This window comes from Legionella worsleiensis, assembly GCF_001467535.1.
GTDB lineage: Bacteria > Pseudomonadota > Gammaproteobacteria > Legionellales > Legionellaceae > Legionella > Legionella worsleiensis.
This window is the reverse complement of sequence record NZ_LNZC01000031.1, coordinates 95924-118567: the sequence shown is the minus strand read 5'-3', so window position 1 is coordinate 118567 and position 22644 is coordinate 95924. Positions and strand designations below refer to the sequence as shown.

Below are 22644 nucleotides of genomic sequence, written 5' to 3'. Positions count from 1 at the left end.
GAATTGCTCAGTGCATATAAAACTGAATGGTGCTTATCAATTTTTGCATAAAATCACCCTGCGGTGTCCAACCCAGATGGGTTTGAATTTTAGTGTTGTCTATGGCGTATCGTTTGTCATGTCCTTTTCGATCTTCCACATAAACAATCAACGATTCATAAGAATCAGACATGGGTTTCATATCATCCATCAAATGACAAATAGTTCGTATTAATGTCAAATTATCCAACTCATTTTTTCCGCCTATGTTATAAACCTCACCTATCATTCCTTTCTGAAGGATAACATCTATGGCCTCACAATGATCTTCAACATACAACCAATCTCGAATATTCTGGCCAGTTCCATATACTGTAATAGGCTGTTGGTTCAAACAGGAATGAATGACCTTGGGGATCAATTTTTCTTTGTGTTGATTAGGCCCATAATTATTGGAGCAGTTGGACGTAGTGACGGGTAAGCCATAGGTATGAAAATAAGCTCTGACTATGTGATCAGAACCCGCCTTGGATGCGGAATAAGGCGAATTGGGTTGATACATGTGTTGTTCTGTAAATGCAGGATCATGCTCATCTAATGAACCATACACTTCATCTGTAGAAACATGATGAAATCTGCATTGGGTTTTATCCCATTTGTTTTCATCCAACCAATAATTCCTTGCTGCTTCCAGCAAGGTAAATGTTCCAATAATATTGGTCTCAAGAAACACCAAAGGGTTATGAATTGAATTATCGACATGCGACTCTGCAGCAAAATGAACTACAGTATCTATATGATGCTCTCTTAAAAGATCTGCAACAAGGGCTTTATCGGTAATATCACCATGAACAAACTTATGGTTTTTTTCCTGCGCAACAGGCGATAAATTTTCCAGATTTCCCGCATAGGTTAGTTTATCCAGACTAACAATTTGAATTCCAGGATGTTTGGCTAACATAAAGCGTACAAAATTAGACCCTATAAAACCCGCAGCTCCAGTGACCAGTAAATGTTTAGCGTGATAATTCATGTGTTCCTTCTTTTGTAAAAATACTGTCTATTATTTCAGGTAAATAATTGTTCCATGCCTGACATTCGATTCCTAATAGGTCTTCAATACGAGAAGTATTCAGAACTGAGTTTTTAGGTCTTTTGGCTTTAGTGGGATATTGATCGGTGCTAATAGGATTCAAACGTGCCCATTTTAACGATTTATTGCTGGCTTTTACCAAATCCATAAATACCTGGGCAAATTCATACCAATTAGTTTCACCCTTACCAGCATAATGATAAATACCCCAACGGTCAAAAGAAGAGCCATCAATTTTCATAACGATTTCAACAATTACTCTGGCAATATCTCGTGCTGCTGTTGGCCTTCCCTTTTGATCTGCAACGATGTTTAACTCGTCCCGTGATGCAGCAAGATTCACTATGGTTTTAACAAAATTAGTACCCGTTACGCCAAATACCCAACTGACACGCAAAATAATATATTGGGTTAAAACAGACGTTATAGCCTGTTCGCCATGCAATTTAGACAGCGCATAAGCACCCTTCGGATTAGTATGATCCAATTCATCATAAGAATCGTTTTTTAAGCCATCAAACACGTAGTCAGTAGACAGATGAATTAAGGGTACATTCCATCGCCGACAAAAAATCGCCAATTCCCTGACAAAATCTGCATTTACAGCCTCAGCCAAATGTGGCTCTTCTTCTGCTTTATCAACAGCAGTATAAGCAGCGGCATTAATAATCAGCTCAGGTTGATAAATCACAAGAGTGGAATATACTTTGGCAACTGCAGAACAATCCATATCCCGTCGAGTTAAGGGAATAATCTCATGCCCTGTGTGAGCAAATGCTTTTACAAGCTCAGATCCTACTTGCCCTTGAGCACCGATAATTAATAGTTTCATTTATTCTCTGTATGTAGGCAAAAATTGTGCGTCTATCATCCCTAAAGGCTTCGCAGCTTTATCTTTAGATGACAACTGCAGCTCTCCCTCTAAAGGCCAATCTATTGCCAAGTCAGGATCGCAATAACTAATAGAAAATTCACTCTCAGGATGATAGTAATCAGTACATTTGTAGGCAAAATCAGCAAATGAACTTAACACATAAAATCCGTGCGCAAAACCTTGAGGGATCCAGAATTGTCGCCTGTTCTCAGCCGAAAGAACGACCCCGGCCCACATACCAAATGTAGGTGATCCCAAGCGAATATCCACTGCCACATCAAACACTGCTCCACTCAAAACAGAAACTAACTTTCCTTGGGGCTGTTGGCTTTGATAATGCAGTCCTCGCAAAACTCCTTTTTGCGAACGTGAAAAATTATCCTGAACAAAAGTATCCTGAATATTGAGCAACTCGGCATATCGCCTGGCTTGAAAGGTTTCATAAAAGAAACCGCGTTCATCACCAAAAATCTTTGGTTCAATAATTTTAATTTCAGGAATTTTCGTATCGATTATTTTCATTTGCAGGTCCACAATCTGTGCCAAATGTTAAGGTCGCTAAACGAATAACATATTTATTTCATTAAGCAGGTTTGTTCCAGATTTGCCATCCAGAGTACCCCATTTATTGCTATCTTTAATCTGAGCTGATTGAAGGTGTTGATAAAACTCTTTTTCAATTATCAATTGACGTAAACGAGTTGAAAACTCTTCACGATCAAACAAGGTGAGTACGCCTTCTATTTCTTTGTAATCGTCATAACGATAACGATAAAGATCATAATTGATTACAGGTATTCCACAACTGACTGCCATCCTGATGGTTGCAGAACAGGTAGCAACATAAACGGCGCATAAAGGAATTACCTCAGCAATATCCCCTTTAAAAACAGTAACTGGATAGTCACTAATATATTCAACATCTTCGGGCCTGATACGGGGATGCAGATTAATGATAACATTGTAATCGTCTGCATATTTGGATAATTCAGACATTACAAACCGTACCAGCTCTTCATAGTCTGAAAACTCAATTTCATCCTGACGCCCATCACATTGGTTTGGTGGTAAGGCACATAAAAGCAGGGGCTTGCCTTGCTGCAAATTCAATTTTTTATAAAGTTGCGTTCTGTTTTCTTCTGAGTTCTGCAATTTAAAATACAGTTCATCATTGTACAACGCACCCGTAGCTCGTAAATACTTTTCATCTATACCAGCTGAAACATAATATTCTTTCATTGCATCGCTTTCCAAAGCCAGAAAGTCTATGTCACCACTGTTAAGTAACCAGGGATTTTTAGGGCTGATGTGTAACATTTCATGAAGTAAAACCAATTCTACGGGCAATAACAATTGTTTTTGTTTGTAGGTGTGAATCCAATGAGGAAAAGCAGCAGCGCATATTTTATTGTACAAGTTAGACAACGATCGTGATTTTTCCTTATGAAAGGCTTCGGCCCACTCCATAGTATTCGCTATAGTAAATGGAACTATAATAGAGGATACGCCCTGTTTTTTTCCCAAATAAACAAATAATTGGGTAAAGTAAAATAAGTTATGTTCAGGGAAAACCATAAGTTTTATATCATATTCTTTTAATATTCCAGGAAGGTAGCGACAATAACGATGGGCTAATCGTGAAATAGCCGGGAGCAGAAAAGGAAAATGATTCCAAAACAAGGCATATCCCGATAGCAATAACTTGGGGAGATGGGTATTAGTATTCAGGCGTGTACCATCTGATTTCTTTTTAAAGATTTTTCTGTAAACATCATGAAGAGTTTTTAGAGCATAACCCAATGGGAATAACAGATATTTAATTATTTCTAAAAACCTCAATAAAATAATGAATAATCGTCTTACAATACGAAACCATAATTTTATTTTTACGATTTTATTGGTATCAAAATAACAAATGTATTGAATCTCTTCCGCTTCACAAAGAGCAATATGTTGTTCAACCCCCTCATATTGCGCATCAAAAAAAATAAACGGTTGATATAACCCATTATTTTTCATAACTCGAGCAACACGAATTATTTCTTTAAAATGGGTTGAGATATGGACGTATAACAAAGTATTTCTTTGTGTATTCTTCGTATTCATTTATATCAGAACATTCCCAAGCGCAACCCAAGAACTCAAATGGCATACGCCATTAAGTTAACTGTTTTCAACGACTGAATTAATGTCAGCTTCTATTAGAAATTCACTACTTTTTACGTGCTCAACACGCCAAACCAACTTAGGTCTTAGCAATCCTTCTGGCCAAGCGCCAGTCCAATTGGAACGAACACCGACAGGTAATTGATCATCAATGATTTTCATGGACAAACACTCCACACAATGAATTTCATTTTGTTCATTATCCAGCTCGTTAAGAACAACGGAAATCGTGAATTGCCCCTCATTTAAAAATTCTTTAGGAATAATGACGGTTTCTGTGTACAAACCCTCTTCACGGATTGAATGTTGTGCCAAAGTAGCATGATCCATAATGGTAAAGAGTTTTATGCCTTCAAATGCAGATAAATCCACTCGCAGATTAAACCTGGCATTATTCGTTAATACTTTAAACGTAATTTCTAAATGAATGTTTTCATTAACGGTAAACTTTTCCTGGGTTTCACCGTCATCATTAAGTAATTTTAATGAATGTAATATTACAGTATTTTCTATCCGAGGCGCATGAGCCAAATCATTCACCCAGTTTTGTTCTGCACAAAGCACAAATTTCTTATCAGCGGCAGATGAGTTACTCACTGACTCTGGAGGTAGGACTAACTCTGGGGCGGGCGTAACGATCAACTCAGGCGAAGCAGGTATCTCAATAATACGCTCAGCTTCTGGAGATTGACTATTGGGTGTAATGCTTCGTGTTTCAATAATTCGACCATGAGCCACTTCAATTACTTTTTTACATATTGACTCAATCGCAGTCATGTCGTGACTAACAAAAATAACTGAACGACCGTCATTGGCTACTTCCAGCATTTTTTCCTTACATTTCTTTTGGAAATCTTTATCTCCAACCGCCAATACTTCGTCAATTAATAATATTTCTGACTCAAGAAACGCAGCAACAGAGAAAGCAAGCCTCATATACATACCTGAAGAATAACGCTTTACAGGAGTATCAATTTGACCACCTAACTCGGAAAACTCAACGATATTCTTAAAAATAGAATTAATTTGTTGTCGAGTTAAGCCATTGATTGCCGCATTTAAATAAATATTTTCTCGCCCGGATAACTCAGGATGAAAACCTGTGCCTACTTCCAACAAACTGATTAAGTGTCCTCTGTAGCGGAATTCCCCATGAGTAGGCGCAGTGATTCTTGACAGGATTTTCAATAAAGTACTTTTACCTGAACCATTCTGACCAATTAAACCAACCCGCTCTCCTGGGCTTATTTGGAAATTAATGTCTTTTAATGCCCAAAAATATCCTGGCGGCAAACCTTCGGTTTGTTCATTGGAAACAACAACCCTGCTTGATGTTTTTTGTAAATCCTCAATACTGTCCTGGATAGACGTACTTTTTCCCAGCAGTTTTTTCTTGATTTTTCTTGATAATTGTTCGTAAAGAGTGCCATGTTCAGTAGCTCCAGCACCCAGCCTATATACTTTACTTAAGTTATCTACTCTTAATATCCAGTTCATAATGCATCTACTAAAGATTGTTCATGTTTCCTGAAGGTTGTAAAACCAACCACGAAAATTAAAATTGCTGCTGAAAATCCAAAAACGAATTGTTCGGGATTTGGCCAACTTCCCTTCAGAGCATCGCGAAACCCGCAAATCACCATACTCATTGGGTTAAACTCATACCATAGACGCAACCAACGTGGAGAAGCCGATATTGGGTATAAAATAGGATTAGCAAAATAATAAAACTGGAGTGCTAAAGGTACAAATAATTTTAAATCTCTGTAGCGTGTACTAAATGGCGCCAGCAGCAAACCTAAACCCATTGCAAACATGGCCTGAATTATAAATAACAAGGGGAACAAGACAAAAAGATGGTAATCCAGCCTATGATAAATCGCTGCACAAATTACAATAAGCCCAAAGCCGACAACATAATCTACTCCAGCTGACAGAGTATAGGTTCCGCCCAAGAGAAGCCTTGGAAAATATATTTTATTAACCAAACCGGCATTCCCTTCAACTGATCCCATGGTCAAATTGATCATCGCCATAAAGGCATACCAGGGAATAATCGCCACTAAGTAAAATAAAAGATAAGGTAATCCATCTGTAGGGATTTTAATCATAAATCCAAAAACAAAGGTAAAAACGCCTACCGTAATCAGTGGTGATAAAACTATCCAGCCAAAACCCAGCACTGTTTGCGAATAGCGAACCTTAATATCTCTCGCAGTAAAGACCCAAAGTAACATTCTATAACGCCATATATCCAATAAATAAGTCTTTAACGGCTGAATATCACCGGCTTTGATCACCGTTTCCTTCAATGGTTTGTTTTCGTTCATAATACTTAAACTACCTCAGCGTTATTTTGATTGCATTTGAAAATATCATTTAAACAATGAATAACTCTATCAATGTCACGGGAGCTTAAATTAGATCCTGATGGAAGGCAAATACCTTGGTCAAATAAATAATCAGAAACACTAAACTGTTCATCGTGAGGATAATAAGCGGTTCCAGCAAACAAGGGCTGCCTGTGCATGGGTTTCCAGGTTCGCCTTGCTTCGATATTATAGTTTTTCAACTGTTCAATGACCATTTCCGGCCTGATACCGCACAAGTCCGATTTAATAATCATGGTGGATAACCAGCGTGTAGTAAATCCATTTTTAATTTCTGGCATCATTTCAATAAAAGGGAGGGATTCAAAAGCCTTTTTGTATTGATTAAACACAGCTCTTCTGGAATGCACTCTTTTTTCGAGGACTTTTAACTGTCCTCGACCAATTCCTGCCAGAACATTGCTCATCCTGTAGTTGTAGCCCACGACACTGTGTTCATAATGTGGGGCAGGATCTCGTGCCTGAGTTGCTAAAAAGCGAGCTCGTTCGATAAGCGACTCATCATCTGAAACCAACATACCGCCGCCCGATGTGGTGATGATCTTGTTTCCATTGAATGAGAACACGCCTAACTTGCCAAAAGTACCACTGTGCTTGCCATTATACGTTGCCCCTAAAGACTCGGCGGCGTCCTCGACAATAGGCACACCGTATTCATTGCAAATTTGACATAAAGCCTCGTAATTAGCACTCTGACCATATAAATTCACAATAACAACCGCTTTAGGTAACTTGTTTTTTTCTTTACTTTCTTTTAACGCCCTGGCCAGCGCTATTGGGGACATATTCCAGCTGTCCAGATCGGAGTCAATAAATACTGGTGTTGCACCCTGATATAAAATAGGATTAACTGTAGCAACGAAAGTAAAACTGGACGCAAAAACCTCATCGCCCGGACCAACACCCAATAAAACCAATGCCAAATGAATAGCAGCAGTACCTGAACTTAGCGCAACAGCTGACTTAACGTTTATGTAATCAGCTACTTCTTTCTCAAATGAGTCTACATTAGGGCCCAAAGGCGCAACCCAGTTTGTTGCAAAAGCTTCCTGAACATACTGTTGTTCATGTTCACCGATATGCGGGGAAGACAATAAAATATTTGAAGACAGCTCTCTACGATGGATTAATCGAACAGGTTTATTGTTTTCATCCAATACAGGGATATGATCCAGCGCAAATTCAGTCATTAGGTGATAGGCATCCTGAATGGTTGCAGATGCAGGCAGTGATTTGGATGAATGAGCCGAAAGCTGTTCTAAAGTAGATTCAAGAGTGCACTCTTTTAACAAAAGCCTCCGAATATCACCATCAGTAATTGTTCTGATGAATTTGTCGTCACTATCAACCAAAAATAATACGCCCTGTCCTGTTTCATCCAATTTGGTCAGAGCCATTTTCAAGCTAAACTGTTTGTTTACATATAACTCTTTAATCGTAATCATTTTATTCCTTTTATACCGCTGGGACACCCTTTACCGTAGTATTTGGTTGTACGTCTTTAACTACAACCGCACCTGCGCCTATAATCGCATCATCTCCAACACAAACGCCAGGCAAAATCACAGATCCAGCGCCTATTAATACTCGACTTCCTATTGTTACTCTACCGCCTAAAGTACTGTTAGGTGCAATATGTGAGCACGAGCCAACCACTACCTCATGATCCACAATAGCGCCATGATTAATAATTGAACCCCGACCTATTACGCTGTCAGGGCCCAGTATCGCTCGTGCGGCGATAAACGTTCCCGATTCAACGTGCGACGATTTGGCTACCGTTGAGTCAGGATGAATTACAGTAAACAGAGATGCTCGTTGAACAATTGATTGTATAATCTGAAAGCGAACCTGATTATTACCAATAGCAACATGAGCTAATCCATCATAGTCTGATAGGTCATCCATAGTTGAATCGATCAAATAGCCAGCAAGCTCCCTGCCCAATAACTCTTTATTACTGTCGCAAAGAGAAATTTCAAAAATTCTGGAATCTAATGATAAGGCATCTAAAACTACTTTACTGTGTCCGCCACAACCTATTATTTTTAATTTAGTATGCATTGCTTTTATTTAATAATTGAGAATCAAAAGTTATAGTCTTTAATAATTGATAACAACGTTCACTGGAATGACCATCACCGTAGCAGTTAATAATGTCTTCTCTTGGTTGATTTAACGCTCTGTTTATCCCTGACAGTATTGCTTCATGATCAATACCTACATCAATTACATTATTACTTCGCTCTCGTAAATTTTGCCGGGTACCTACATTAACAACAGCAAGCTTAAACGAAGCAGCTTCAATAATGCCACTGCTTGAGTTTCCAACCATTACATCAACATTAGCAAGACAGTCAATGAATTCTGAACGATGCAAATGTTTGATGATGCGAAGAGAAGGATAATGTCTGTAGTCATTGAGAACTTCTCTTATCAACTGACCACCGGCATCGGAATTGGGTTCCAGGCAAATTATTTGCAACCCTGCGCTTAAAGTCGCTTCAATAACATTCTGACATTGTTTTTTAATTTCTTGATATTCCTGAACTACAGGATGATAAATTAACAATGCAATCTTCTGTTCGGGGTTAAAAGCGTAATGCTGGTAAAAATGCGATCTGCTGGATGTTTTAAAGCGTTTTAATTCGTCAAGACCCGGTGCTCCGACTACAAAAATAGAACTTTCTTTTTCGCCCATTTTAATCAAACGGTCTCGTGATGATTCTGTAGCAACAAAATGAATATGGGCTAATTTGGAAATGGCATGACGAATCATCTCATCAACCGTTCCAGAACGTTCGCCTCCATGCAAGTGCACTATGGGGATATTTAAATGAACCGCAGCTAATGCTCCAGCAAGCATTTCACCCCTGTCTCCAAGCAATAATACAATATCTGGCTTTTCTCGTTCGAACACTTCAGTAAATCCTATAAGCTCAAACCCCACCGCTTTAGCCATAGTACTGTGATTTGTGTTTTCTACATCAACGGGTATAGTCCCGCAGATTTTAAAGCCATCATCCTGGATTTCAGTTATGGTATTTCCATAAAGACCAGATAGATGCATTCCTGTGACACAAAGAAACAAATCCATCTCTTCTGCACAATCCAGTTTTTTTAAAACCTCACGCATCAGGCCGTAATCTGCTCGAGTGCCTGTGACATAAATTATTTTTTTTCCCATCACGCGTCTATATGTTCCCATAATAAAGTACTGCCAGCAGGAAGATTAACGCTTAAACGAGCGCCTATAATCTGAGGCAATTCCGCAGGACTTATCCCTGTACCTGGTCTTAATAAAATTAAATCATCTTGGCTTAGGTGTGCGCCTTTAGGTAAATCATGTTTTAAACTAACACTTCGTCTGACTAGCGCTCTAATCGGAATTTCGTTTTCAGTCGGTTTTTTTTCACCGTCCCCCAAAGCGGATTCAGCATCTCTAACAGTTTGAACCAGAATTTTTAATTCTTCAGGATCCATAGACGCAAGATGATCGGGGCCAGGCAATGATTTGTCCATAGTAAAATGCTTTTCTATTACCGTGGCTCCCATGCCTATTGCCAGAGTGGGAACCATTATTCCCAAGGTGTGATCCGAATAACCGACCGGTAAATGGAATTCCTTAGCCAAAGTACACATGGCTTTTAAGTTCACATCATGATAAGCAGCAGGATAATTGGATGTACAATGCAATAAAACAAGGTTCTGTGCATAACCGTCACCAAAATAAGGTTTTACTGTTTCAATTGCACTGCGCACTTCATGCAAATCGCACATACCGGTGGATATAATCAGAGGAAGTTTTTTACTGGCACAATGATGCAAGTAAGGAATATTGGTGATCTCTCCTGAGGGAATTTTTAGACGTTTCACCCCCAAATCAACCAGAAAATCTATGGTCTGATTATCAAAGCCGGTTGACATAAACTCTATGCCAAGTGACTGCGCCAAATCACTTAAAAGATAGTGATCCTCTTCAGTCAGCTCCAAGGCTTTAAGCATTTCATATTGCGTGTTTGAATCAGGTGCGTTAGTTTTCTGATACTCGGCTTTTCCTACCGTTTTGTTAACGAGGGTATCTGCTTTAAATGTTTGAAACTTTACCGCATCAGCTCCGGCTTCTTTTGCCGCATAAACCAAATCTTTAGCTAATTGAATATCACCATTATGATTTACGCCTGCCTCAGCGATTATAAAACAAGTCATACCAGAACCTCTTCCTTTAATTCTAATAATTTTTCAACTAAAGCCCAATCCAAAGAAGTATCTATATCAATAGACTCACTAGGGCTGTCAATAAGTAATGCCTTGGTAGGTTCACTATAAAAGGTCTTGTTTGTCAAGATGTGATCTGTGCTGGCAATATAAATGGAACCATTAAGTCTGTATATTGGCGACTCTTCTTCAATCGCTTTTTTATCAATCAACACCTCAACCCTGGTCAGGTTGCCCTCATTATCTATACCCCTATACCATGAGGGTTTAAAAGATACTTTGTTGATTGAAACAACACTTTGGCCGGTATCCTTGTGTAACTCTACTGCTTTTTTTATGGTTTCAGCTTTTCTAAATGGAGAAGTGGGTTGCAGCAGAAGTACACTATCAAAATAACGGTCAATCTGAGCGTAGCGCTCAAGAACATCGGTCACTGCGCCAATAACGTCTGATGAGTCTCTTGCCAATAGTTCGGGTCTCAGCCAAGGTACAGTGGCACCATGCTCTTTAGAAATGTCAGCAATTTCCTGACTATCAGTAGAGACGATGATTTCATCACAACAAGATGATTGAATTGCAGCCTTGATGGTATGCGCAATGAGAGGTTTACCAGCAAGCAATCGTGTATTTTTGCCAGGCAATCTTTTCGATCCTGATCGAGCTGGTATTATTGCTAAGACGTTCACTTATTTAATCCTGAATGTGTAAGAACTGGTTAATTATTTTTAACCCTACTTCACCGCTTTTCTCTGGATGAAACTGACATCCGTATACATTATCATTTTTGATGACGGCACTTATTAGCTGGCCATTATACAAAACATCGGCTAATCGGTTTTGGGGATTTTCTGGAACGGCCATAAAAGAATGAACAAAGTAGACGGATGACTTATCTGGAATATTTTTTAAGAGGGTTTGTGACCATTCCTCTCCCTGAGATGATGCGATCAATTCATTCCAGCCTATATGAGGAATTTTGTGACGAATACCGTCTGTACCTTCCAGAGGAATAGAAACCACCTCTCCATTGATTAAACCAAGTCCTTCATGCAAACCAAACTCACAGCTTCGGGATAACATCATTTGCATGCCAAGACATATTCCAAGGAAAGGTTTACCACTTGCTGCAAATTCTTTGATAGGTTCAACAAAATTTAAATCAGTTAACCCTTTCATGCCATCCGCAAAAGCACCTACACCGGGTAATACCAAACGTTCTGCTTTTACTATTTCTTCCGGTGTACTGACTATATTCACCTGCGCATCAAAGTAATGAAAAGCACGTGCAACACTTAATAAATTACCTACGCCATAATCAATAATGGATACTGAGCTCATAAAGTTCTCACATGAATGTCGTTATCAAGGGCATGCTTTCTGATTTCAGCCAAACTTAATCTTTTGTAATGCAACACATCAGCCATTGCTACCGCATCAGCCTTGCCCTCATGAATTACGTCTGTTAAATCTTCCAAGCGCCCCATACCACCACTAGCTATCACCGGAATTGAAACAGCTTCAGATACTTGCTTAACAAGTTCCAAATCAAAGCCTTTTCTTGTTCCTTCCTGATCAACAGAAGTTAATAATATCTCACCAGCACCGAACTCTTCGCCATTTCTGGCCCAGTCAACAACATCCATGCTGGTGTGTTCACGTCCATTATCAGTCAACACTTCCCAACGACCGTCCAAAGTACGCTTAGCTTCGATTGAAAGGACGACACATTGCGATCCAAAGCGTCTCGCAATATCGGTTAACAAAGAAGGGTTTTTGGTGGCTGCGGTATTAATAGCCACCTTGTCAGCACCGCAACGCAGCAACTGTTTGACATCATCAACAGTTCGAATACCACCACCAACAGTGATGGGAATAAATACATTTTCAGCGGTTGTTTTCACAATATCCGAAAGATTATTACGGCCATACAAGGAAGCAACGGTATCCATGTATATCAGTTCATCCGCACCCTGAGAATAATACTCCATGGCAAATTCGTTAGGATTTCCTACGACTCTCAATCCTTCAAGATGAATTCCCTTAATGAGATTGGGGCCTTTTATATCCAATCGAGCAATCAGTCGGACATTACTCATTAAACCGTCTCCAAATATTCCGCTGTGGTTTTTTCAAGATTAGTAACCTGATGTCTTAATAACCATTGATCGCCTTCTTTTTTCCACAGATGAGGGGATCTGAATGTATCAGCCAAAGCCATGAAGTAAGCTCTATCCATAATAGGCTGTTCGAACATTTGTGATGCCACAGGAAAATCTTTGGAATTAATACTCAAGTACTTGAATATTTCTTCTGCAAATCGCTCAGGGAATTCCAAATCAAAACGCTTCACCAGAGCAACACCTTCTTCGCGCGTTATATCGCCTGAACGTATTTCCTGAGAGGCATCGTAAGTCGCTCTACCTATGCCGAATTTGGTTAATGTGGTGAAATAATGGAAATCGTCGATTTTGTCATCAATACTGTTGTATTTACTGTATGTCCCGGGAGTTCGCTCAGGAGATGCCTCAAAGCCGCCATGTTCTACCGAATAATAGTAACAGCTTTGCGGATGCCATTTCAGGTAATAACCCAGATAATGAACTTCAATTTGCTTGTCTTCAATTTGCTGAGGATCTGCTGGCAAGTAAGCATCCAAATCGCAATTCACCAGACCGTAATTTTCCTTTAACTCCTGCACCGATGTACCACCGAGAAATATTTTACTCTTATCTTCAGCAGTGAAATATTTCCAATCACGTTTGGCTGACTCAGTATCGCCTATGGGATTTCCGTATTCCGCTTCGTTTTCACCGTAGACTACCAGTTTGATATTATGAAGTAATGCCATTTTAGGCGCATAAGCTTTTTGACCAATCATAAATGGCTGAAATGGGTGAAATAAATTTTCAACGGCTAATCGAGTAACTAATCTATGAACACGTCCATTAGGAGTGAACAGATGATTATCAAAACCGGCATGCAACCAGGACTGAAAATTTCTCCAACCCCATGGGGTATACATATGAGGAGCCCAGGTTACAGTTAATGGATTCATGCCGTATTTATACTTGAGTACGTGAGCTGCATAAAAACTGTCTTTGCCACCAGAACCAGGAACAACACAATCGTAAGATCCGTCTTTGCTTCTGTAACGGTCACACAGTTCTCTTAATTCTGCATCCCTTTCTTCCCAGTTAATACCGGTTTTTTTTCGCTCAGCCACACGACAAGCATCACATATTCCATGCTCATCAAAATGAATGGTATTTTTCTTGGATTCCTTTTTGTGCTCGTATTCAACTGCAGAGTTAGGTCTTTGATTTGAAATGACGCAACTTCTGCAAAATTCTACATTTTGAGGTAGCCCGTATTTGGTTTGAAGTTGCTCTTCTGGAAGTTGAAAACTGGACAAATCTATAGATTTTGGTGCAGAAATTTTACTCATAACAATTCCTTTCTGGCGTGTACACTTTTTTATAATTTCGGCAGTATACAATAAAAAACATAGCTATTAAACAAGTCCTGCCATCAAATAAACGAAGATTATAAAGTTATACTATTTTCATCAATCACCTGTCGCCAATTGCCCCATTTTAGAGATATACTTTGATAATAGTGTTAAACAGGAATTCTGCATGTCCTTGAAGGCCATGTATAACCAAATCGCTGATAACTACGACACCGCCAATCGCTTTGGGGCGATTAGCGAAAGTCATCACGTTGCTATCGAACAGATGAAGAAATTTCATTTGGGTTTGAAACCCAACTATAAAGTTCTTGATCTGGGCGTTGGTGATGGCGCTTTTCTGCGCAAACTATCGGATATTATGCCATCAGCAGAGTTTACTGGTATTGATGTTTCGGCAGAGATGTTGAAACGTGCCAGTGAAAACTTAAATTTAAAAACCATAGAAGCCAGTGCTGCCGAAGCAGGAAAATTCTTGCCGCCACACAGTCAGGATTTGGTTCTCGCTCATTTTATCAATGCTTATATACCTATCAATACATTGTTTGACGAAGCCAAGCTATTAACCCGAGCCACGGGTCATTATTCCATGATTACCACGACTTATGACTCATTTCCTGTCGCACAACAGCAATTGGCCGAATTTATAGCCCAAGACTCTTTGTTAAGCGGTGTTGTTGGTCATTATTACAAGTCCATAGTCAAAAATACTACTGTAGCTGCAAATAAAGAGGAGTTAATGTTTGCGTTCAAACAACATCAGTTTGAAATAATCGACCACCAGCGACTGGAAATACCCATCACTCTGAATAATATTGATGAATTAGCTCTTTTTGGCATAGAAGGAACCTGGTTTCTTAACACCTTGTCCATTCGTATGTTACCCAAATATTTTCTGATTCAACGCTTGAAAAGACTTTTTAGTAAAATATTCACTTTTCCATATCATGATGTTCACATAATAGACGTGGTTCTTGCTAAAAAGTGAATTCGTCATGAACACCAGATATAACGATTTAAATCAATTCATTCTGTTAAAATCGACTGGGGTCTGTTGACAATACACCGCTGCCTTCGTGCCGTGGCTTGTCCACGGCATCCAGTAGCTCTCAATCATAGGCAAATTTCTTCATATAGCTCGCACCATTCGGGATTAAGTTTTTCAATGAGATTTCATTTTCACTGTCTTGGGCAATTTTTGAAACGTTTTTCACGGCGAGCTGCTTCAATATACAACTCATCCATTTCATAATAAACCAGCATGTGTACGTTATATTGGGCTATGAAGCCGGGTATGAATTTATTTTTGTGCTCACAAGTACGCTTAATAAGGTCTGTCGTAGCTCCTACATAAAAAGTGCTGTTAGTCAGAACCGTTATATTATGAGTTTGCTCTTCTTAATCAATCTGTTAGAAAGTTCATATTTTAATTGGACCATCTACTGGATGCCGTGGACAAGCCACGGCACGTTGGTGTTGGTGTTGGTGAATTGTCAACAGACACTAATGGATGATGGATGACGCAATGCGGAACTCGATGTACTCGAGATTCAGACAGGTTTATCCAATCCCAGATTATCTCGCTTAAAAACGCGATCAGCTCTGTAACTGGATCGAACCAAAGGACCCGATGCGACTTCAAAGAAACCCTTTTGCAAACCTGCTTGTCTTAATTCAGCAAAAGTTTCTGGCGTCACGTAACGAGCGATGGGTAAATGATTTTTAGTCGGTTGCAAGTATTGGCCTAAGGTCAATATATCGACTTGATGAGCCCTTAAATCATCCATAGTTTGCAGAATTTCCTCGTTGGTCTCGCCCAATCCCAGCATCAAACTGGTTTTAGTTAAAACATCAGGCCTATATCGTTTCGCAAAAGCCAATACTTCCAGCGTTTGATGATAACCTGCTCTGTTATCACGTACAGGATGAGTTAAACGCTCTACAGTCTCTACATTTTGTGCAAAAACATCAACACCACTATCTAAAAGAACGGCAATATCTCGTTCAACACCCTGAAAATCAGGAGTCAGAGCTTCAACCTTGGTACGTGGAGAGCGTTCTTTGATTGCTCTAATCGTTTTAGCATAATGGCTGGCTCCACCATCCGGTAAATCATCTCTGTTTACCGAGGTCAGTACCACATAATCAAGATTCATTAACGCAACGGTATTGGCAGTATTTTCTGGTTCATCAGCATCGAGCCAACCGTGTGGATTTCCAGTGTCTACAGCACAAAATCTGCACGCCCGGGTACAAACGGCTCCCATCAACATAATAGTCGCTGTTCCATGAGACCAACATTCAGCAATGTTGGGACATTTAGCTTCCTCGCATACTGTGGCAAGCCTATGCTTTTGAACCTGTTCTTTCACCTGATTATAAGCAGGAGTGGTGTGATTGACGATACGCAGCCATTTTGGTTTTGGCAAGCGCTCATGAGCCAGTCCCGTTGACTTTACTCCATCTTTAATTGCCGTGACTCCGTTTGCGGTTTTGTATTTTTGCCCGCTTTCAACAACAACTGGAATATCAATGAGTTTACTCATAGTACTGCCCTAAAAACCAAGAATTCAGATAATCCCAAATCATGCGTACAAGATCAAGTCAAATTTACATGAAAGATATGAGGCTGTTCCAACAAAACCATGAGTTACAGTCTCGACTAAAGAATTTCAATTCGATTACGGCCACTGTTCTTGGCTTTATACATCGCCTTGTCGGCACGCATGAATAAATGTTCAAGATCGTCTTTATCTGTAACGGTAGTTAAACCAAAAGATACCGTTACATCTACTTTTTTATCCTGATAATAAAATTGACACTCTTCAACGAGTTTGCGTAATTTTTCCAAAACAGTTAAGGCTTGTTGTTGTGGGGTCTCTTCAAAAATAAATACAAACTCCTCTCCGCCAAAGCGTGATATAAAATCCAGACTGCGAACGGATGATTTAAAAATCATAGCGACTTTCTTTAACACCTTATCGCCAGCCAAATGACCAAAATTATCATTAATATGCTTGAAATGATCTATATCACCCACTGCAAGCGAGAGCGGCCTTGAATGCATTTTCCAGCGTTGAAATGAGTCGGTCAAATATTCATCATAGGCTTCACGGTTTGGTAAACCTGTTAAGCTGTCGTGGTTAATTCTGTATTTTTGAAAAGTGAGCAAATTCCTGATCTCTTCGGCATTTTGCTGAGATTCGGTTAACTTGGTTTGTAATGAAACAACCTGTTGTTCAAATTCTTTTTCACGGCGTTGCTGATTTTTTCTGAAGGTGCGAATTCGATCACCAATAAGTTTAAGGTTTTGGCTAACTTTTATGGAGAGTTCTTCAATTGTCGTTGAATTATCTAAATGATTTTTGATTTGATCGATATTATCTTGAATTCCAGTTTCTAATTGACGACTCTCGAGCGAGCCCTGAGCATGGTTTTTTGAGCTGACTTTTAAATAAACATCAAAATCTTGCAACTGATTCGTTAACTGTTGCAGAAATCCTTTAAATCTGTTTTGCTCGACGTTAAACGCATCAACCACCAAATCGGTTAGCCCATCTATTATTTTGTTCAAATCCTGAGATGTTAATGGGTGCTCTAATATTGTTTTAATTTCTTCTTTTTTAACGTCCAAAGCCTGGGGTATTGATAAATGGTCAATTAACTGTTGTAAACTGTCATTAATTTTTTGACTGATTTCGCCATCTGTATTTTTTACCGGTTCATCTGCTGAGGATGCTTGGGACAACTGCTCCAGCTCCTGAATCACCAAAGACACGCATCGGGTTAGTGCTTCATTAAATTGCACCAAAACGACTTGGTTTTCTACCCCCGTCTCGAGCATTTTATACAGTTTATCAACCGCTCGTTTATCGTAAGACTTAGTCGCTATGCGACTGAGAGAATCAACACTTTGCTTAATTAACCCTGAAATTAAACGAGCAGACTCCGTTTTTTTATGTTCAATTTTTACAAATTGTTTTACCAGAGAATTAACCTTTCTTTCCAACTCTTCAAGATTGAATTCCTCATCCAAATATTCTCGAAATTTGGAGAGTTGTTCATCCATGTCATAATTAATTCCTAGTGGGGTGATGATCAGTTGATTAATAACATTTTTCAATGCGTTAATTTGCAATTGCATTTTATCGCATTTAGTCTCATAGCCGCTGATTGTATTGACTATTTTTTTCTTTAAGTCCTGATCGATCATTTAAGAAATCCTTTACTTGATTTATTTAGTCTGCCTTTTTCATTTGTGTTAACAAAATAATAGGACATGTGATCCATCAAACAGTAGAGGATTTGGGGGCTATTTACTCATACCATAATAAATCAGATAACACGCACTCTGGTAAGAAAAAAATCCCCAAAACCACATCATTTCAACATAACAACCACAACACTCTATTCATGGTCTTTGTTTATCTATTTCTATGCACTTACTGTAAAATCTTTGTAACTCCCCAGATTATGGATAAGATTGGTTTTAATTTAACCAAACCGCACTCACGTCATCCTGAACGTAGTGAAGGATCTCCTGAAGCTGGCACAGTTCCAGGCAGTTTGAAATCCTTCGCTACGCTCAGGATGACCTACCTGGGGAGTTACAAATCTTTTTTATATTATTAAGTGTATTCCATAAATCTTAAAATGATCCATATGCTGGATTTATTTTTACTTATTCAAGAATTCAATCCGTTATCTGCTCACGATATTTGCTTAAAAACCAACCACATACAAATAAAGCAATCAGGATAAACAAAGAAAACAGTAAATTCGCCAGAGCCAAAGGATAAATTATCAATAACAACCCTATTGCCATTAAATACAACAATCCAATAGTATTTAATTTCGTTTTAAATCCAATCCAATATTTAGTCTGAGTAAGAAACATGTATAAAACAAGGCTAACGAATAAAAGCAATAAATACACTGTCTGATAAGCTAACTGATACAGTATCGATTGAGTAGTACTTAATTGTTGATTAGATAACCATTGACCAAAAATATAAGACCAGTTCATGACACAGGTTTGCTGATAGGACTGAAGCATCAATGCCAATAAAAAGGTCAATAAATAAAATAAAGGTACTGGTTGACGCTGTCTGTAATATTGTCCCGCAAGGTAAAAAGCAAATAATCCGGTTATTGCTGCTGGCAAGCGTAGAAACGGAAGCCAACCAAAAAAGTTACCGGCATAAACCTGTTGAAAATAATGCACTCCCCCCAAGGTAAAAATAAACAAGAGTCCAGTCAAACACTGGTTCTTTCTTTTATCCTGAAGAAAAAGAAGCGCAAAAAACCCGGCGACACAAAATAAAGCACACGGGTTAATCGCATCAATTAACGCCATAGTGCTGATGTATTTAGCTGCTGAAGGAGGGTCTATCATGGACGAGTCAAATAAGTTGGCGTTTGCCCATCGTTGCAGTACGTCAACAGTAGCTTGTGGTAATGAGCCTTTTTGTTCTATTTGATCTTTACAATAAGTCAATCCTCGCAGCAGATCTTTACCTGTTGTCTCATTCGATGCAAATCCAATCCAGCGCGAATTACAAAAAAATACAGAGGGTACGCTAAAGTCATACATATTCTGTTCGGTTAATAACTTATTGAATCGAATGAGTGCTTTTTTATCATCATTGATCACATAACGCTGCACGCGTAACCAAGGAGTATTCGCTTGCAGCTCCTTAAAAAAGGCATCCGCTTTATGACAATATTTACAGGTAGTCGTCACGAATAATTCAATATGAATAATCGCCTGTTTCCCTTCTTTTAAGGTATACCAGCGACTCGCCACATCATCAGCCCAAAGACTGGCGCATAAACCAAAGAACAAAAGTAAAATTCGTAATATATTCGTCATGGATTGATTGCTAAAGTTAAAAATTAACTATAACACTGGGCAATACTTTTAGAAATAAATATGAGTTTGCTCTTTTTAATCAATGGATTAATGATTTTAATTTAGCTTTATTTTATCTTGAGCATCTCCAGGATGCTTCAGACAAACGAAGCACTTAGACTGAAGAAGCAATTATCTACATGCACTGCTTTAAAAGGCATTTTTTGACTGTACATATGATTCGTATTTTAGAACATCAACACTATCTATACCCTGACATTCAATACGATTAAGTATCATGCTTTAATCCTTTTTAGTTATGAATGTAATGTTCTAAATGTTCTATTACTCGAGCTTTATCTTCCAGTAAATGAACAAGAATATCACCAATAGATAAAATCGCCAGAAACTCTTTGTCTTCACGAATCAAAATGTGCCTTCTTTTGGTCTGACTCATAACTTGCATGGCTTTTTCGACGGTATCGTGAGGACTGAGAATACTTGGACTCGTATAGACCACATCAGACACCCGACCAGTATTCATGTCAATACATCGATGCAAACAAGAGCGAACAATATCCCGTTCGCTTACAATACCAACCAGTTGTTTGTCCTCATCTATAACTACAGCGGCACCTATATCCTGTTCTACCATTAAATTAATACAGTGTTTCACTGATTCATTAGGATGAATGTAAACAATTTTACGAGGAGGCATGGGTAAGATGCTGTATATTAACTGAGCCATTTCTTTCTCCATGAACACAAATTACTATTTTTTAACCACCAACTGTATAAATATAGCACAATAAATAGGGGGTTGTTAACTCGAACGGAAGGATTTAATAAGGCTTTGTGCGTAAGATGTATTATCAAGAAAAATAGCTGGCTGAACCCAAAGCCGTTAGCGCTTTTCAAACGCTAACGGCGTAGAGGAATAAAATCAGATAACTGGCTAGCTCACAACACGCCATGAGCCATCACCCTGACGACACGCTTTACCGTAGATTTGCTGTGTTTTTCCGCCAATCAGGGCTTTAGTAATGTATTCACGACATGGTTGCTGAGCTTGATAATAAGTTCTGGTAGGCTGTACAGTATAACGATTTCCGTTATCGGGATTTGACCACACGACTGCCCTGCCTGTTGGTGCAGTCTCCAAAGCACGCTGCATTTCCAGCCTATCCTGTCTATCCATGGTTTTACCAATTTGCCCACCCAGATAAGCACCCAACAAAGCACCACCGGCTGCTGCCATTACTTTACCTGAACCACCACCAAATTGACTGCCAAGCAATCCACCAACAACGCCGCCTGTTATAGTTCCAACGCCTTCATTGTTGATTGGCGCACAACCAACTAAAAAAAATGACAAAGTTAAAGATGCAACAGTTATTTTTTTCATTACAGTTCACCCGTTTCATGAGTTACAAATAGGTTGCCATTCTACCATCACGCTCAGATATTATCCATACCTCAGGTATTCCAGTCTGAATTCTCTCTGTCGGAAGTCTACTTCATCGAAAAAAGATTCTAATCGTGACGAACTCGCTCGGAGATCTGGCATAATAATTCATAGCCTATAGTCCCCGCCGCCTGTGCAATTCGTTCAACCAGGATATGGTTTCCCCATAGTTCAACTGAATCACCTACAACCACATCAGGGTGGGCGGTTAGATTGACGGTTATCATATCCATGGATACTCTGCCTACAACAGTTACTTCTCTACCTCTAACCCAAACAGGAGTACCAGAGGAGATATGTCTTGGATAGCCATCACCATAACCTGCTGCAACAATACCGATAACTGAGGGTTTATCACTTTTCCAGGTACCACCATATCCCACTTGAGCATTAGGAGGAAGATGATGAATAGCTGTTATTGCTGACATAAAGCACATTACTGGTTTTAAGCCCAGTTCAGGAGCAGTTTGATGTGCAAATGGCGAAACGCCATACAGCATAATACCAGGTCTGATAAAATCATGATGCGTTTGGGGAAATGAGATAATTGCTGCTGAATTAGCGATACTGCGTTTACTGAACCCACTCAACTTTATTTGTTCAAACAAAGAAATCTGCTGTTCATTTTCTTGTCTGTTTATTTCATCTGCACAAGCTAAATGAGTCATCAGACCAATATCCTGGTCAACCCAGGAACAAGACTGTAACGCACTGATTACATTACCCAGCTCCCCGATTTTAAAGCCTAATCGGTGCATTCCAGTATTAACTTTTACCCATAATTTAATAGGGTTAGGCAATGGGGTATTGATAAGCCATTCTAACTGATGAGGCTGGTGCAGAACGCATTCCAGTCGATTCTGTGCTACAACAAGTAATTCATCAGGGCTGAATACACCTTGAAAAAGAATACACGGCGTTTGGCTGCCCATTCTTTTAATAGCCAAAGCCTCTTCAAGACAAGCCACACCGAAAGCATCAACTTGACCTTCCAGTGGTGGAATAATCGATTTAATTCCACAACCGTAAGCATTCGCCTTAACCATGGCAATTATTTTTTTATTGGGAGCAAATCGTCGGATTTGTGCCAGATTATGTAACAATGCGCTGGGTTCTATAACCAGGCGAGTCGGTCTGGACAC

The 22644-nt window shown here is 39.2% G+C and carries 21 protein-coding genes and 1 pseudogene; 1 reads left to right on the top strand and 21 read right to left on the bottom strand.

The genetic code is table 11. The features are described from left to right. Window positions 1–7 precede the first annotated feature (7 nt). The 14 genes from rfbB to Lwor_RS12270 are packed head-to-tail and all read right to left on the bottom strand — an operon-like array spanning window position 8 to window position 14165. Window positions 8–1012, bottom strand: a complete 1005-nt coding sequence (gene rfbB, locus Lwor_RS12335) for a dTDP-glucose 4,6-dehydratase (RefSeq protein ID WP_058494184.1) — start codon at window positions 1010–1012, stop codon at window positions 8–10. After that, window positions 996–1904, bottom strand: a complete 909-nt coding sequence (gene rfbD / locus Lwor_RS12330; RefSeq protein ID WP_058494183.1) for a dTDP-4-dehydrorhamnose reductase — start codon at window positions 1902–1904, stop codon at window positions 996–998. The genes rfbB and rfbD overlap by 17 nt, the downstream gene beginning before the upstream one ends. Then, on the bottom strand, window positions 1905–2468 hold the full coding sequence (gene rfbC, locus Lwor_RS12325; RefSeq protein WP_058494182.1) for a dTDP-4-dehydrorhamnose 3,5-epimerase: 564 nt from the start codon (window positions 2466–2468) through the stop codon (window positions 1905–1907). Between the two features lie 36 nt (window positions 2469–2504). Continuing rightward, complete coding sequence (locus Lwor_RS12320) at window positions 2505–4052, bottom strand: hypothetical protein (RefSeq protein ID WP_058494181.1); 1548 nt, start codon at window positions 4050–4052, stop codon at window positions 2505–2507. A 57-nt stretch (window positions 4053–4109) separates the two neighbouring features. Further along, complete coding sequence (locus tag Lwor_RS12315) at window positions 4110–5609, bottom strand: ABC transporter ATP-binding protein (RefSeq protein ID WP_058494180.1); 1500 nt, start codon at window positions 5607–5609, stop codon at window positions 4110–4112. Then, window positions 5606–6442 carry an ABC transporter permease gene (locus Lwor_RS12310; RefSeq protein WP_058494179.1) on the bottom strand — a complete coding sequence of 279 codons (837 nt, stop codon included), beginning with the start codon at window positions 6440–6442 and terminating at the stop codon, window positions 5606–5608. Before Lwor_RS12310 ends, Lwor_RS12315 begins: the two co-directional genes overlap by 4 nt. Window positions 6443–6447: 5 nt before the next feature. Further along, complete coding sequence (locus Lwor_RS12305; RefSeq protein WP_058494178.1) at window positions 6448–7947, bottom strand: aminotransferase class I/II-fold pyridoxal phosphate-dependent enzyme; 1500 nt, start codon at window positions 7945–7947, stop codon at window positions 6448–6450. Between the two features lie 10 nt (window positions 7948–7957). Then, entirely contained in the window at window positions 7958–8566 is a 609-nt protein-coding gene (locus Lwor_RS12300) for an acetyltransferase (RefSeq protein WP_058494177.1), read from the bottom strand. Next, window positions 8556–9689, bottom strand: a complete 1134-nt coding sequence (gene neuC / locus Lwor_RS12295) for a UDP-N-acetylglucosamine 2-epimerase (protein WP_058494176.1) — start codon at window positions 9687–9689, stop codon at window positions 8556–8558. The genes Lwor_RS12300 and neuC overlap by 11 nt, the downstream gene beginning before the upstream one ends. Continuing rightward, a complete protein-coding gene (legI, locus tag Lwor_RS12290; protein ID WP_058494175.1) occupies window positions 9689–10711 on the bottom strand; it encodes a N,N'-diacetyllegionaminate synthase in 1023 nt (340 codons plus the stop codon). Before legI ends, neuC begins: the two co-directional genes overlap by 1 nt. Beyond that, entirely contained in the window at window positions 10708–11406 is a 699-nt protein-coding gene (locus tag Lwor_RS12285) for an acylneuraminate cytidylyltransferase family protein (RefSeq protein WP_058494174.1), read from the bottom strand. The genes legI and Lwor_RS12285 overlap by 4 nt, the downstream gene beginning before the upstream one ends. A 4-nt stretch (window positions 11407–11410) precedes the next feature. Further along, on the bottom strand, window positions 11411–12058 hold the full coding sequence (gene hisH / locus Lwor_RS12280; RefSeq protein WP_058494173.1) for an imidazole glycerol phosphate synthase subunit HisH: 648 nt from the start codon (window positions 12056–12058) through the stop codon (window positions 11411–11413). Then, window positions 12055–12816 carry a glycosyl amidation-associated protein WbuZ gene (wbuZ, locus tag Lwor_RS12275; RefSeq protein WP_058494172.1) on the bottom strand — a complete coding sequence of 254 codons (762 nt, stop codon included), beginning with the start codon at window positions 12814–12816 and terminating at the stop codon, window positions 12055–12057. Before wbuZ ends, hisH begins: the two co-directional genes overlap by 4 nt. Further along, entirely contained in the window at window positions 12816–14165 is a 1350-nt protein-coding gene (locus tag Lwor_RS12270) for an N-acetyl sugar amidotransferase (RefSeq protein ID WP_058494171.1), read from the bottom strand. Before Lwor_RS12270 ends, wbuZ begins: the two co-directional genes overlap by 1 nt. A 190-nt stretch (window positions 14166–14355) precedes the next feature. Here Lwor_RS12270 and Lwor_RS12265 point away from each other — a divergent pair, with 190 nt between their 5' ends. After that, complete coding sequence (locus Lwor_RS12265) at window positions 14356–15174, top strand: class I SAM-dependent methyltransferase (protein WP_058494170.1); 819 nt, start codon at window positions 14356–14358, stop codon at window positions 15172–15174. A 125-nt stretch (window positions 15175–15299) separates the two neighbouring features. On the opposite strand, the pseudogene Lwor_RS13600 reads toward Lwor_RS12265, so the two are convergent. The 7 genes and pseudogenes from Lwor_RS13600 to alr all read right to left on the bottom strand — a co-directional run bounded on the left by Lwor_RS13600 (window position 15300) and on the right by alr (window position 22644). Beyond that, a pseudogene (locus Lwor_RS13600) lies at window positions 15300–15566 on the bottom strand (GIY-YIG nuclease family protein). Between the two features lie 170 nt (window positions 15567–15736). Then, window positions 15737–16732 carry a lipoyl synthase gene (lipA, locus tag Lwor_RS12260; protein WP_058494169.1) on the bottom strand — a complete coding sequence of 332 codons (996 nt, stop codon included), beginning with the start codon at window positions 16730–16732 and terminating at the stop codon, window positions 15737–15739. A 116-nt stretch (window positions 16733–16848) separates the two neighbouring features. Then, window positions 16849–18399, bottom strand: a complete 1551-nt coding sequence (locus Lwor_RS12255; RefSeq protein ID WP_058494168.1) for a GGDEF domain-containing protein — start codon at window positions 18397–18399, stop codon at window positions 16849–16851. 480 nt (window positions 18400–18879) lie between these two features. Beyond that, the gene (locus Lwor_RS12250) at window positions 18880–20058 is read right to left on the bottom strand and encodes a hypothetical protein (protein WP_058494167.1); all 1179 of its coding nucleotides are present in this window, start codon (window positions 20056–20058) and stop codon (window positions 18880–18882) included. A gap of 292 nt (window positions 20059–20350) precedes the next feature. Continuing rightward, window positions 20351–20785, bottom strand: a complete 435-nt coding sequence (locus Lwor_RS12245; protein WP_058494166.1) for a CBS domain-containing protein — start codon at window positions 20783–20785, stop codon at window positions 20351–20353. Between the two features lie 207 nt (window positions 20786–20992). Continuing rightward, window positions 20993–21442 carry an RT0821/Lpp0805 family surface protein gene (locus Lwor_RS12240; RefSeq protein ID WP_058494165.1) on the bottom strand — a complete coding sequence of 150 codons (450 nt, stop codon included), beginning with the start codon at window positions 21440–21442 and terminating at the stop codon, window positions 20993–20995. A gap of 128 nt (window positions 21443–21570) precedes the next feature. Continuing rightward, the gene (gene alr / locus Lwor_RS12235) at window positions 21571–22644 is read right to left on the bottom strand and encodes an alanine racemase (RefSeq protein WP_058494164.1); all 1074 of its coding nucleotides are present in this window, start codon (window positions 22642–22644) and stop codon (window positions 21571–21573) included.